The sequence below is a fragment of the Nostoc edaphicum CCNP1411 genome (genome assembly GCF_014023275.1).
Taxonomy (GTDB): domain Bacteria; phylum Cyanobacteriota; class Cyanobacteriia; order Cyanobacteriales; family Nostocaceae; genus Nostoc; species Nostoc edaphicum_A.
Window position 1 is genome coordinate 4,130,423 of the sequence record NZ_CP054698.1, and the last position, 13,528, is coordinate 4,143,950.

Sequence of the window (13,528 nt, forward strand, 5' to 3'; positions counted from 1 at the left end):
AATCCCTAATAGGGATTTTAGTTGATTGCGATATATTTTTGAATTATCCCAATATGAATAACGATCGTTTCAATCCCTAATAGGGATTTTAGTTGATTGCGATGCGGAATAACGATACTACAAGGCATAGCAGCAACAGTTTCAATCCCTAATAGGGATTTTAGTTGATTGCGATTGCATAATAACACCAAGACCGATAAACGGATAAGAGTTTCAATCCCTAATAGGGATTTTAGTTGATTGCGATGGAAGGTCAGCAGCTAATTTTTCATCAGGACAGAGAACGTTTCAATCCCTAATAGGGATTTTAGTTGATTGCGATGTTTTGTATATACCATTCAAATGGATCAAATTCTATGTTTCAATCCCTAATAGGGATTTTAGTTGATTGCGATTCTTGCCAGCGCCGCTAGCTGAGGGTCTGTAGAAGTTTCAATCCCTAATAGGGATTTTAGTTGATTGCGATCTGGGATGAAAATGAAACTGCCCCCCAACATCCCCGTTTCAATCCCTAATAGGGATTTTAGTTGATTGCGATTCCTCAATTTGACATATTAGCATTTAAGCAAATATGTTTCAATCCCTAATAGGGATTTTAGTTGATTGCGATATTTTTAGACCTACGACAAACCTACTACACGTAAAGTTTCAATCCCTAATAGGGATTTTAGTTGATTGCGATTAAAGATGCTGATGCTTCCAGGGCTATTACTGTCAGTTTCAATCCCTAATAGGGATTTTAGTTGATTGCGATTTTTAGAATATCTGAAAGAGTCATGTTTTCCTATGTTTCAATCCCTAATAGGGATTTTAGTTGATTGCGATCAGATAGATATAGATTGTTACCACAGACTAAGAGGTTTCAATCCCTAATAGGGATTTTAGTTGATTGCGATACGTTATAGCCTACAGAGTCATACTCATCAAGATGTTTCAATCCCTAATAGGGATTTTAGTTGATTGCGATATGAGATTGATTACCCTACTCCTGAGAGTCTTTCTGTTTCAATCCCTAATAGGGATTTTAGTTGATTGCGATAGAAGATTTAATGATTCTAAAGGCGAGATTGATAGTTTCAATCCCTAATAGGGATTTTAGTTGATTGCGATACCGGAGCAAGCACCCGCGCCACATGCAGCGCGGAGTTTCAATCCCTAATAGGGATTTTAGTTGATTGCGATTGGCTTGTTTAAGGTGTTTGTAAGCACTGTTTTGTTTCAATCCCTAATAGGGATTTTAGTTGATTGCGATCTTTAAATTGCTTACTATTATCAATCAAATTTGGGTTTCAATCCCTAATAGGGATTTTAGTTGATTGCGATTGATCGCTGTAACCTGAGTAAGAATGCCAAACTCTTAGTTTCAATCCCTAATAGGGATTTTAGTTGATTGCGATGCTATAGGCAACTATGCCATCGCCACTAACGCCAGTGTTTCAATCCCTAATAGGGATTTTAGTTGATTGCGATCGCAGGCGTCTGAAAAGCTTGTGTTATTTGGTTTTCAAGGTTCAATAGCGCGGATGCAGAAATCATAACATAAGGAGTGGCAATTGTGCTAACTGTAAATAGCTGAAAGTCAGTCTACATAAGGTGCGCGGATGGTTTAAAGATGCTGAATCCCTCAAACCCTTTGATATACGGCAATCTAGCCATTTTTGTAGTCACCCCTTCACCAACACCTACCCATTCGCGCACTTCGCAAAAAACTAGCTTGATTATTTAAAAATTTTCCTTAGCAGCTAACATCTGTAAAATCTTTTCTACATGATCCAACTCTCCAACGATTCGGCGAATTGGGTGAGGCCAAACCTTGACAAGGGTAGGAGTTGCAGAAACCTGATTGAGTTCTGCTTGTTCTGGATGGCTTAAAACATCAATTACCTTCAGAGTATAAGGATGTCCGAGCGATCGCTCTAATAATTCGTGTAAATTTTGAAGGATGCGTTCGGTAGTGCTGCTGTGTCCAGCAACAAACAAGCGGAGAACATAACCTTGTGTAATTGCTTCTTTTTTTTGTACTATAACTGGCTGGTGGTATTTTGGCACAGGTTCAGAAAGGTCTAGACGGACAATTAAATCGTGATCCTCCCAAAGCTGCGAAAATGAGGAACGATAAGTTGTTAACACCATGCGATCGCATAACCCATCCTGCCAAGGAGCTGGTTGCCATACTAACTCTCCAGTACCAAAAATAGCATTCAGCAAAGTTTGATGTCTAATTACAGCCGGATAAGCTTCAGCAAAAGTTCGCACTTGTTGAGTACGCGGATCTAACCAATTGTCAATAGTCGCAGTATAACAAGGCACTAAAAAGTGCGGCGGCTCTGGTAAATCTAGGATTTCCTGCAAAGCCGAGCATAAATGCAAGTGCCATCGACCTTGTTTGCTAGGGTCGATGCAGTAAATTAAATCTCCTCCAGGTGTAAATAGCGCAATGCCTTTAAACAACTGGGGTGTAGATAGTTTATTTGTCGTCAAGTTATTCACAGAGGCTAAGGAGCTAAAGGTAAAAAATTCTCTCTTTTACCTTTACCTTAGCTATAACCGCAACCAGGATCAGCTAGAAAATTGGAAACCCATTAAAAATTAAAAATCGTGTAAATCTAGTTTTCAGTCTCTAAGGGACTTCCAAGAAATAAATTACTCTGTCTACCGCAGATTATGCCAATGCCTGGTGATTTTTATACTAAATCAGCGCGTTGGTGTAGACGGTTGTAAACATCGAATTTTCTCAGAAATCTTCTGACTAATTTTATTTTTTCTTAATTTCGCTACCAGTAAAAACCTTTTGAAAGGTGGTGATATAAAATATACTAAGAATAAATACAGAGAGCAATTAAGTGATTCTCTGCAAATACTCATCTTTGCATATAAAGGAGCATTATGGAATATCTTGCTTATTCTCACATGTTTATTGCTCAAGAAGAGGCATCTGGTAACACTAAATATCATCTCCCTAAACCTCAATTCAATTGGAAAAAACTACTTAAATCTTCGGCTTGGTTAGCTTTAGCAGGTGTTGGTGTGTTACTTGCGGCTGTTACCCAAATTCAAATGAGTTCAGCTGCTTATGTAAAAACTAACGGCAGTTGTTTACGTATCCGTACAGGCCCAAGCACTAACTATTCCTATGTAGATTGTGTACCAAATGGCACTACACTTCCAGCTATTGAAAGATATGAAAACGGTTTTGCTAGGCTTTCTACGGGTAGATACGTTTTTTCCCGATGGGTTGGTGATAGACCTAGCAATCCTCCTGTGACTAGACCTGGTGGCGTTGGTGGTTCGGTGATTCTTACCCCTGGTTCTAGAGGTCAGCTTGTTAGAGACCTTCAAACAGCTTTAGGTAATCTTAGAGTTGATGGAATTTACGGTCAACAAACTGTTAGCCGAGTCCGCAGCTTTCAGCAAAGTAAAGGTCTACTTGTAGATGGTGTTGTGGGCCCCGAAACTCGAGCTGCTCTGGGTATTTAACCAGAAGTGAGAGGTCTTAAACTCTTGTTCTAAGCGCGTATTTTTCTGCCCTAGGGGAAGCAGAGGGTGATTTTCCGCTAGAACTGCCCTCTGCAAGAACTGCCTTTCTTGGTAAAAATTAAAAACCGGGATAAAAGCCGATTTTATGCACCTTGAAAAACAGAAATTTTGCATTTTGTTTAACCTAAGTTTCTAAGTTGATGTTTCTGATGAAATACCCAAGTAATTTTGCACAATCTGCAAAATTCGCTCTGCTGCATGACCATCTCCAAAAGGATTGATTGCATTTGCCATTGCTTCATAAGCATCTGGATTGCTGAGTAACTCCGCTGTAGCTGCAAAAATGTCCTCACTTTTGGTGCCTACAAGTTTGGCTGTACCGGCTGCAACCGCTTCTGGTCTTTCAGTGGTATCTCTCAAAACCAGTACTGGTTTTCCCAAACTGGGGGCTTCTTCTTGCAAACCACCAGAGTCCGTAAGCAAAAGATGCGATCGCTCAATTGCTCCCACCAATTCGCCATAATCTAGAGGTTCTGTCAAGAAAATCCGGGGATGATTCCCTAAAAGTTCCTGCAACGGGACTCGCACTGTCGGATTGCGGTGCAATGGTAGCAGCAAAGCTGTATCAGGAAACTTGTCTAGAATTTGTAAAAAGCTCTGAGCGATCGCTTGTAGGGGTTCTCCCCAATTCTCCCGACGATGAACAGTTGCTAACAGAACTCGATATGATTCCCAGTCTAAGCCTGGGACATTGCAAACTACTTGAGTTGCAGCGACACTTAACAACGCATCAATTACCGTGTTACCCGTCATGTGAATTTCACCCAAAACACCAGAACGATGCAAATTTTCCACAGCCCAAGGAGTCGGCGCAAAATGCAACTGAGTAATTTGAGAAATCAACCGCCGATTAGCTTCTTCTGGGTAAGGATTGAATATATCATCAGTTCTTAATCCTGCTTCTACATGGCCAACAGGAATTTTTTGATAAAAAGCTGCCAAAGCTGCGGCAAAAGCCGTGGTAGTGTCTCCCTGCACGATTACTAAATCTGGCTTTTCCACCTTGAATAACGCTTCTAACCCTTGTAAACTACGGCAGGTAATATCATTTAAAGATTGCTGAACCTGCATAATTTCCAAGTTATAATCTGACTTGATATTAAAGAGTTGCATAACTTGCTCAACCATCTCCCGATGCTGTCCAGTTAGAATTACTTGCAACTCAAAACCTGAAGATTTCTGGAAAACTTGAATGACTGGAGCTAGTTTAATGGCTTCCGGGCGAGTACCTAAGATAATGCAAACGCGTTTTTGATTAGTCATTAGTCATTAATCATCTGTAATTTGCCAATGGTTATAGTCAATGGTCTGTGATCAATAGTCAATAGTTGGCGGTCAATCATCACATAAACCATAAATATAAATGGATAAATCACACAAAATATAAAAAAACCCGGCTTAACCGGGCAGACGCACTGTTTGTCAAATTCAACTGTAATGACTACTGAATCTCACAAGTTCAATATTATGTCTAAAGAGCATGAAAAAACCCGGCTTAACCGGGCAGACGCACTGTTTGTCGAATTCAACTGTAATGACTACTTAATCTCACAAGTTAGAGGGCAAGCAGCGTAAACAGTAGTCTGCATTTGGTCTGCCTCTCCATGCAGCCAGCTTAACCATTTAACTTCACTAGGATGAACTCCCTTAACAGTTAGCACACCCGCAGCCAATACAACTGCCATGACATTAAACATTATTAGAGCGCCTGCTACAAGCAAAACCGCACTAACAGGCATCACAGATTGCAAGATAATCGACAACAGACATCCGACCGTAGCCATCAAGACAACTAGTGGAAAACCCACAACCAACAAGCATACTGCTAATGTAAAAGTCCATATTAAAAAGCTTTTAATCATCAACAAGGAGTAGGTCTTTCCTAGATTAGAGCTTTGAGCAGAAACCATGACTTTTCCTCCTAAAATACAGAGCATATTTTAATTTCAGTCTTATCTCACTTTTTGCGAGTAAACTGAATTGTTTCAGTGAAATTCAGTATATAAAAACTAATCGGAAAAATGAGCATTTGTTTACTAAAGTTTACAGTTAATTTTTTGTAATTATGGATATAAAGTCAAGTTTCTATCTATTAAAAAAACTTCTTTTCTGCATCTATCTTCAGGCATATAACCTAAAAGGTATGAGCTTTTAACCTTGATCCCCAGGACATTACTCCTATTCAACTTAACATTTCTTATAAAAATTAGTAGTGGTTCTCATAATTCATAGATGGGCTGAATAAATGATCTGCTAGTATTTGTGCTGTTATTTGCTGGTAATTCCTATCCATACCTGGGATAAATTTCTCATCTAAGGACTTAGAATATTTACTTCGTCTTTGCATGTATCAAGGAATACTTAAATATCTATGTATATTTATCAGGGTGTTTTGAGTCCCTACGTGTGTTAAACCAGGTTAGATAGGTTAAATAATTTATCTAAATCTTCTGAATAGTGAAATCTCAGAAAAAAAAGATACCAGTTGAGGTGGATGAAATGCATTAATCGTCGTTCTAGACTTTCAATCGCCTCCCATCGCAGCTAGTGCTGACAGACAAGCATTCTCCAAAAGTCATCGAAGTAAGTGACTTGACTTTTCATTAATTCAACTTTTTAACTGCCAAATGTGAAGATATATGACAGAATCACAGTCTCCATTAAATTCTAACTCTGCTGCCGGACGTAACGTGCCACCAATGCCGCCGCCACCACCCCCAACGCCAACCTTTAGTACACAGCGGCAGATGACACAAACATTGGATATGTCAACCATTCCTCCTGTCGCAGGTCATCGTCCGGGTAGTCCACCGCCAATACCGACTTCAGCCCGTCCTCAAAATAGCGTTCCACAACTCACTTTAGCGAAGTTAATCAGAGAAGCTTACGATCAGGGATATTCTGACTTGCACTTGGGTGTAGGTGAAGTACCCCGCTTCCGCAGCCGAGGAGAAATTCAATCAACGGATTATCCAGAAACAGATAAAGAAGCTTTTATGAATTGGTTGCGGGAGGTGATGAGTGAAGGGGAAATTCAGCGCTTTGAAGAACATTTAGAATTTGACGGAGCAACTCAATATGATTTTGCTCGTGTGCGGATTAATGTTTTTGGCTCCCTCAAAGGGGCTGCAATGGTGTTGCGGTTGATTCCACTGAAAATTTTAACTATGGAACAGTTGAATTTACCGCCAGTTTTTCGGGATATTTGTCATCACCACAAAGGTTTAATTTTGGTGACTGGGCCCACTGGTTCTGGTAAATCCACCACAATGGCAGCGATGGTTGACTACATCAATAAGGAGATGGCCAAGCATATTATCACCATTGAAGACCCGATAGAATTTGTCCATCAAAGCCGCAAGTCTTTAGTCAAACAGCGGGAAGTGGGAATGCATACCCGCAAATTTGACAATGCTTTGAAAGCAGCTTTGCGGGAAGACCCAGATTTGATTCTGGTGGGGGAAATGCGGGATAAAGAAACAGTTAACACCGCCCTAAAAGCCGCTCAGACAGGTCACTTAGTCATGGGAACTCTGCACACTAATAGCGCTGTCAAAACCATTGAGCGGATTCTCAATCTCTACTCTGGTGACGAACAGGATGCAATGCGGGTGGCAGTTTCGGAGTCTTTAGTGGCAGTAATTGCTCAAGGCTTGTGTCGCACAACTGACGGTAAGCGGGCTGCTTTCCACGATGTGCTGATCAATACTGAGGCGATTAAAGAATGGATCAAAGATGGTAAATATGATGAAATTGGCGAGTTGATGAAACAAGCTAGTTTTGACGGCATGATTACGATGAATCAGTCGTTGCTCAATCTCTATCAAGATGGTCGCATTACTGAAGAAACTGCTTTAGAAATGTCGCCAACTCCTAACGAAATGGCGCAGTTTCTCCGAGGTCGGGTTTAAGATTGGGCATTGGAGATTAGGGATTGTCTCGTTCTCAGTCATCAGCTGGGAACGAGTTAGTTATGAATTAGGCTGATCACCACTTTACCGAAGTGAGCTGCACTTTTGAGGTAATGATAAGCCTCTCGTGCTTCAGTGAAGGGGAAAACTCGATCAATAATCGGTTTGATTTGATGCTGTTGCATCACCTGATTCATCGCCTCAAACATTTCCCGGCTGCCAACATAAATTCCCTGAACGGTTAAACTCTTAAAAAGTATTGGCATGGGGTCAATCTCACTTCCTCTGTCTGACAATACGCCAATCAAGCTAATACGTCCTCCGATGCGGACTGCTTGTAGCGATTTTGGCAGAGTACCTGCACCGCCTACCTCAACTACATGATCTACACCCGTGCGATTAGTCAATTGGTAAACTTGCTTTTCCCAATCGGGTGTTGTTTTATAGTTGATTGTCTCATCAGCACCAAGCTGTTTCGCTCGCGCCAATTTTTCATCACTGCTGGAAGTAATAATCGCTCTAGCACCATGTATCTTGGCAAACTGGAGAGCAAAAATTGAAACTCCTCCAGTACCGAGTAATAAAATACTATCACCCGCGCGAATATTGCCTTTTGTCACCATTCCATGCCAAGCTGTGACTGCTGCACAGGGCAAAGTTGCACCTTCAATGTAGGATAAATAGTCTGGTAATATCACCAAACCATCTTGGTGTAATACGACATACTCAGCCAGCATTCCATCAATACCGCCTCCGAGATCAGATTTCATTTTCTCTTTGGTTAAAGAGCCATAAATCCAGTCTTGGAAGAAAGTACCCGCTACGCGATCGCCTATTTTGACCCGTGTCACACCTTCCCCTACCGCCACAACTTCTCCTGCACCGTCAGATACGGGAATTAACGGATATTTCTGTCCAGCACCGTAAGCTCCTTCAATGACAAGTAAATCGCGGTAATTTAAGGATATTGCTTTGACTTGAATGAAAACTTTTCCCGCTGCGGGTTTTAGTTCAGGGCGATCGACTAATGCAAGGGCATCAATCCCGGCGTTGCTTTGAATTTCGTAAGCTTTCATAGAATTTATTTGTCAATAGCTCAAACAGTAAGGAGTCCCCTAACATATCTGTATTCGCATTGGCAGTGCGAGGAATTACACTTCTGCCCCTCTGCCCCCTGCCCCCTGCCTCCTGCCTCCTAAGCTATCGCCAATCATCCAAGGCAAAAACATCTGGGCGATTGAATCCCGCTTCATTCGGTCTATGCATTGCAACTCCGATGATTTCACTGCGAAAACCACGAGCAAGCATTCTGCGGTAGGCTTCGTCTCGACTCGTATTGACCCCAGCTATTAAACGTGACATTTTTTGAGCCGCAGTCAATGCTTCACACAAATCTAATAACTGCTCAAAACGTTGCCCTGCATCGTTGCCAGAATATACTGCCCCAAATCGGACAAAGCAAGTATTACTACCTGCCTCAGTACCCGCCCCATAGTGACAAACTGCAAATCCTGCCAAGCTTGCATCATCCCATAACAACACCGTATCACCCAGTTCTTGAGCCTGAACGGTGAGAACTTCCTGTGATAAATCTAGTCCTTCATAAATAGAATTAGTGAGTTGATCAATTGCTTTCAGACTTTGGATACGTTCATCCTCACTCATCTGTGAGTATCTAGTTCCTTGAGGTATTGGCTGTAATTGCTGTACTTGCTTTGCCAAAATCGCAGTGAGAAAACGCAGACGGAAGCCAAATTTTTGATATAGTACGTGATGCTTAGGACTTTGAGCAAAAGTAAACAGTCCTGTCATTGGAGTATTCCACTGGTCAAAGCAATTTGTGGCAGCTTCAACCAGACGTTGACCGACTCCTTGGTTCCAAAAGTCAGGATGAACGCTTAACGGCCCAAAATAGCCAAAGCTCCCCCAATTCACCACCAAGTTAGACCCGATTAATTTTCCGTCTACCTCAGCAGCAAATGCCCTATTCGGATCAGTTTTCCAGCGATGGTGGATGTAAGCAGCATCCCCATAAAACTCGGTTGGTTCAGGTAGTCCTAACAAAGTGCCAAAGGCCAGCCGAAAAATATGGTCAGCCGCAGCTAACTCATTCTCTTGGAGTAATCGGATAGAAACGTTCATCTCTTTGTTGTGTTGAGAGCGCTAGGTTCTATCCTATTACTTAGAGTTATGCCAAGTTGCAAACTTTTTAGGACGCGGGGACACGCAGGTTAATTTGAAGTTAAAAGGGCGGTTTTTAACCGCCCTTGTAAAGCTAAAGAGAATCTATGAACTGCTGCACTTTTTCCAGGAGTGGCTGATGTTCGATTTGCTCTGCTAACTCCTGGGCATTTTGGTAGCACGATCGCGCCAACTTTTTGCGTTTGGTTGTGGCGTAGAGGGTTCCCATATTCAGCAAGGTTGAAATTTCCCCAAGAGAATCACCCAGTTGTTGATAAATTGTCATGGCTTGTTTGTAGAACTTCATGGCTTGCCGGTGCTGTGCCAGGGAACTGTAGGTAAAACCAATGTTGTGCAGGGTTGTTGCCTCGCCTGCGCGATCGCTAATTGCCTGACGTGTCAAAAGAACTTGATAATAAAGCAACAGCGCTTGTTTGGGTTTTCCTAAATCATGATAAATAGAAGCAATGTTGTTTAAGGTGGTTGCTTCTCCAAGCAAATTCTTGACAGCTCGTTGAATTGGAAGTGCTGCTTCAAAAAATTCTAGTGCTTGCTCAAACTTGCCTAAGACATTGTAAGCAAACCCAATGCCATTTAGGGTTGTTGCCTCACCAGAAAAGTCACCTAACAATCGCCGCATCCTCAAAATTTGATGTTGTAGCAACAGTGCCCCTTTCGGTTCTCCCAACCGCGTATAAATTAGCGCCACATCATTGAGAGTAGAAATTTCTCCTTGAGCATCTTGCAATCGCCTAAAGATTGGTAGTGATTTGTCAAAATGTTCCAACGCTTGCGAAAAGCGTCCAAGACGGCTGTAGGTAGAACCCAAATTGCTAAGTGCAGTTGCTTGTGCTGGCGCGTTGCCAATTTCATTAGCAACCGAAAGCGCCTGATGAAAGCGCTCTAATGCTCTTTGAGGTTGCCAGCAACTGAGGTGGGCTAAACCAAGGTCGTTTAATGTATAACCTTCTCTGGCCCTGTCTGGAATTGCTCTAGCCAAGTGTAAATTCTTGGTTGCCAGGTCGAGATACTCTTGAAATTTCCCCCGCTGATAGTAGCGGTTTGCTTCATCACGACGTTGTTCCCACTCTTTGACTTGATTTAAAGGTTGCGTCATCTGACCTCAGTTGCACTCTGCGATAAATAGGCAGGATATCTTTTAGGAATGAACCTCTCTTAGGTTTCCCAAATTTTAACCTTTATCTTCTACCTTTAGATATAAGACGTAAACAGAGAAATATGGTATTATTCCATACTTACAAAGATATATATGAAGCAATTAATACAAATAATCTAGTAAGAGCGTGCAACTATACGTTCCTACAAAATATTTAGATTCTAATTGTGAATGGTAGGCTTTCCGGTTTAATACTTGTACAGGGCTTCTTTGACCTGATCTTTAGGTATAGGCCCTCTAAGTGAATACCTCATAACTGCTGGGTTACTCAAAATGGAAGCTAGTTCATCTAAATCTTGAGGAGTATAGGGTCTTAGTAGCAGTCTTGCGGTTTTTATCTCAGCATGGTATCAGGGTAGGAAGACAAACACTACTTTAAACAAGCGTGTTTTTTTCCAAACATTAAATATAATGCTCTTACTATGAGCATCTACCAATCTCTCAAAAAATCTTATACCCAAGACCGACGGCGTGAGAATGACTGGCGGTTGTTTTTGCGTTTAGTGCCCTATGCCCGTCGTAGTGGACGACTATTGGCGCTGTCGATGTGCTTACTCGTACCGATCGCGCTAGCTAATGCCATACAACCGCTGTTGATTGGCCAAGTAATCTCTCTGATTCGCAATGAACCTAGCACTTACGAATTTCTCAGGAATCGCCCCTTATCTCAAGGTCTAAATATCCTGGAGGGATTATTGGTAATTGCGATCGCAATCCGATTGATTTTGACAGGCTATCAGGGTTACATAGTACAGAAGCTAGGGCAACAAATCACCGCAGCAATTCGCCAAGACTTATTCCAGCACGTCACATCTCTAGCAGTACGCTTTTTTGACCGCACGCCCGTAGGTAAATTAATCACCAGAATCACCAGCGACGTGGAAGTGTTAGGCGATGTCTTTTCTACTGGGGCAATTGGCATTGTATCCAATTTGTTTTCCATGCTGGTGATTTTGGGTTTAATGTTTTCCATCCAATGGCAACTTACCTGCTTGCTGCTATTGATGCTGTTACCAGTTACCTGGGTGATTGTTTACATTCAGCAACAGTACCGCAAAGCCAATTACAAAGGGCGGGAAGAACTTTCTATATTGAACTCACAGTTACAAGAAAATGTGGTTGGCATTAACGTAGTGCAGCTGTTTCGCAGGGAAAAATTTAATGCCGAATTGTTTCGCGCCACAAACAGCCGCTACACTCAGCAAATGGATCAAACCATCTTTTATGATTCATTTATTTCAGCAACCTTGGAATGGATTGGACTGATTGCGATCGCAGGTGTTTTGTTGATGGGTGGTTGGTTACTCTTGGGAGAAAGGTTGACTTTTGGGATTTTATCTGCATTTATCTTGTATGCCCAGCGATTATTTGACCCTTTAAGGGATTTTGCGGAAAAATTTACAGTAATTCAAGCTGGTTTTACTGCCATTGAACGCGTAGGAGATATATTAGATGAACCGATAGAAATCCGCGATCGCGCCAATGTCCGCTTCTCAATATTTGATGCAAAATTTGGCTACATAGACGAAATCGTTGCCAATCTCGAATCCCCAGACCTCACTTCCCCCCCAGAACTGGGAGAAATTCGCTTCGATCACGTCTGGTTTGCTTACAAAAATGATGATTACGTAATTAAAGACTTAGATTTCACCATTAATCCTGGTGAAAGAGTGGCATTAGTCGGCCCTACAGGTGCGGGTAAAACTTCTATTATCCGACTTTTGTGCCGCCTCTACGAACCCACCCAAGGACGCATTCTCATTGATGGCGTCGATATTCGGGAAGTGCCACAAGCAGAACTGCGGCGCTACATGGCAGTAATTTTACAAGAAGGCTTTTTATTTGCCGGCGATGTTAAAAGCAACATTTCTTTAGGAGATGGCTATACCATTGAACAGATTCAACAAGCAGCAGAAGAAACCAACATCGCCCAGTTTATAGAAGAACTACCCCAAGGCTATGATACTCAACTTCGAGAACGGGGTACAAATATTTCTAGTGGTCAAAAGCAACTTTTAGCCTTCGCACGGGCTGCCATTCGCAATCCCCAAATTTTGGTACTAGATGAGGCTACCGCTAGCTTGGATGTTGGCACAGAAGCTTTAGTTCAAGAGGCATTAAACCAGCTTTTGCTTAGACGTACCGCCATTATTATCGCTCACCGCTTGTCTACGATTCGGAATGTAGACCGGATTTTTGTTCTGAAGCGTGGCGAATTAATCGAACAGGGAAGTCATGATCAATTACTGCAAGAAGGAGGGCTTTATGCCACTTTGCATAACTTGCAGATGTTGGGAAGTTAGTATATTTTCAGGTAAGAATTTAGGAGTCAGAATAGTTAAATAATTAGGAGAAAATTTGATACATAAATGTAATGATCATGCTGCATTCCATTTAAATTCTGACTTCTGACTTCTGGGTGCTGAATTCTTACATTTTCAGAATCATCCCAAGTTTGAGATGAGATTATCAATTTATTAGAAAATTCAGAAATCTTGTTATTTCCAATAAAAAACCCTACTGTTGATTAACAGTAGGGGAAATTTGTTAATTGTGTCGTTTTCTCAAGCTTGCTAATTAAGTCAACATTTAAATTTAAAAAATTACTAAATATTGCACGAGATAAACCATCTAATCTATCTCTTATAGTTTCAAGCGATCACTTTATGTTTGCTTTTTTAGGTATAGATATAGCTACAAAATAAAAGTGCCGCATTCCGGA

At 41.5% G+C, this 13,528-nt stretch carries 10 protein-coding genes and 1 CRISPR repeat array (1 of these 11 only partly in view); of the genes, 3 read left to right on the forward strand and 7 right to left on the reverse strand.

Annotation, left to right across the window (positions count from 1 at the left end):
• A CRISPR array of direct repeats spans nucleotides 1-1,470; the repeat unit is 37 nt; unit sequence GTTTCAATCCCTAATAGGGATTTTAGTTGATTGCGAT (it extends 860 nt beyond the left edge of the window).
• Nucleotides 1,471-1,722: 252 nt separating this feature from the next.
• The gene (locus HUN01_RS19920; RefSeq protein ID WP_181927649.1) at nucleotides 1,723-2,490 is read right to left on the reverse strand and encodes a circadian clock KaiB family protein; all 768 of its coding nucleotides are present in this window, start codon (nucleotides 2,488-2,490) and stop codon (nucleotides 1,723-1,725) included.
• A 396-nt stretch (nucleotides 2,491-2,886) separates the two neighbouring features.
• Here HUN01_RS19920 and HUN01_RS19925 point away from each other — a divergent pair, with 396 nt between their 5' ends.
• Nucleotides 2,887-3,477, forward strand: a complete 591-nt coding sequence (locus HUN01_RS19925; RefSeq protein WP_181927650.1) for a peptidoglycan-binding domain-containing protein — start codon at nucleotides 2,887-2,889, stop codon at nucleotides 3,475-3,477.
• A 192-nt stretch (nucleotides 3,478-3,669) separates the two neighbouring features.
• Here the strand turns inward: HUN01_RS19925 and wecB are convergent, their stop codons facing one another.
• Both wecB and HUN01_RS19935 read right to left on the reverse strand, forming a co-directional pair.
• The gene (wecB, locus tag HUN01_RS19930) at nucleotides 3,670-4,800 is read right to left on the reverse strand and encodes a non-hydrolyzing UDP-N-acetylglucosamine 2-epimerase (RefSeq protein ID WP_069073786.1); all 1,131 of its coding nucleotides are present in this window, start codon (nucleotides 4,798-4,800) and stop codon (nucleotides 3,670-3,672) included.
• A gap of 275 nt (nucleotides 4,801-5,075) precedes the next feature.
• Nucleotides 5,076-5,447: a hypothetical protein gene (locus HUN01_RS19935; protein ID WP_181927651.1), complete on the reverse strand. Its 372-nt coding sequence runs from the start codon at nucleotides 5,445-5,447 to the stop codon at nucleotides 5,076-5,078.
• Nucleotides 5,448-6,176: 729 nt separating this feature from the next.
• Here HUN01_RS19935 and HUN01_RS19940 point away from each other — a divergent pair.
• A complete protein-coding gene (locus HUN01_RS19940; protein WP_181927652.1) occupies nucleotides 6,177-7,448 on the forward strand; it encodes a type IV pilus twitching motility protein PilT in 1,272 nt (423 codons plus the stop codon).
• Between the two features lie 56 nt (nucleotides 7,449-7,504).
• On the opposite strand, the gene HUN01_RS19945 is transcribed toward HUN01_RS19940, so the two are convergent.
• From HUN01_RS19945 to HUN01_RS36190, 4 genes are all read right to left on the reverse strand, one after another.
• Nucleotides 7,505-8,524 carry a zinc-dependent alcohol dehydrogenase family protein gene (locus tag HUN01_RS19945; RefSeq protein ID WP_181927653.1) on the reverse strand — a complete coding sequence of 340 codons (1,020 nt, stop codon included), beginning with the start codon at nucleotides 8,522-8,524 and terminating at the stop codon, nucleotides 7,505-7,507.
• Between the two features lie 124 nt (nucleotides 8,525-8,648).
• Nucleotides 8,649-9,590, reverse strand: coding sequence for a GNAT family N-acetyltransferase (locus tag HUN01_RS19950; RefSeq protein ID WP_181927654.1), 942 nt, complete (start codon nucleotides 9,588-9,590; stop codon nucleotides 8,649-8,651).
• A 133-nt stretch (nucleotides 9,591-9,723) separates the two neighbouring features.
• A complete protein-coding gene (locus HUN01_RS19955; protein ID WP_181927655.1) occupies nucleotides 9,724-10,746 on the reverse strand; it encodes a tetratricopeptide repeat protein in 1,023 nt (340 codons plus the stop codon).
• Between the two features lie 248 nt (nucleotides 10,747-10,994).
• Nucleotides 10,995-11,144, reverse strand: a complete 150-nt coding sequence (locus HUN01_RS36190; protein ID WP_181932748.1) for a GNAT family N-acetyltransferase — start codon at nucleotides 11,142-11,144, stop codon at nucleotides 10,995-10,997.
• 84 nt (nucleotides 11,145-11,228) lie between these two features.
• Between HUN01_RS36190 and HUN01_RS19965 the strand changes: the two genes are divergently transcribed.
• Nucleotides 11,229-13,109: an ABC transporter ATP-binding protein gene (locus HUN01_RS19965; protein WP_181927656.1), complete on the forward strand. Its 1,881-nt coding sequence runs from the start codon at nucleotides 11,229-11,231 to the stop codon at nucleotides 13,107-13,109.
• The last annotated feature ends 419 nt before the right edge of the window (nucleotides 13,110-13,528 follow it).

Bases quoted from the DNA above. Each gene is read 5' to 3' on its own strand.
- HUN01_RS19925 (WP_181927650.1), top strand. From the start codon at position 2,887: ATGGAATATCTTGCTTATTCTCACATGTTTATTGCTCAAGAAGAGGCA.
- wecB (WP_069073786.1), bottom strand. From the start codon at position 4,800: ATGACTAATCAAAAACGCGTTTGCATTATCTTAGGTACTCGCCCGGAA.
- HUN01_RS19935 (WP_181927651.1), bottom strand. From the start codon at position 5,447: ATGGTTTCTGCTCAAAGCTCTAATCTAGGAAAGACCTACTCCTTGTTG.
- HUN01_RS19940 (WP_181927652.1), top strand. From the start codon at position 6,177: ATGACAGAATCACAGTCTCCATTAAATTCTAACTCTGCTGCCGGACGT.
- HUN01_RS19945 (WP_181927653.1), bottom strand. From the start codon at position 8,524: ATGAAAGCTTACGAAATTCAAAGCAACGCCGGGATTGATGCCCTTGCA.
- HUN01_RS19950 (WP_181927654.1), bottom strand. From the start codon at position 9,590: ATGAACGTTTCTATCCGATTACTCCAAGAGAATGAGTTAGCTGCGGCT.
- HUN01_RS19955 (WP_181927655.1), bottom strand. From the start codon at position 10,746: ATGACGCAACCTTTAAATCAAGTCAAAGAGTGGGAACAACGTCGTGAT.
- HUN01_RS19965 (WP_181927656.1), top strand. From the start codon at position 11,229: ATGAGCATCTACCAATCTCTCAAAAAATCTTATACCCAAGACCGACGG.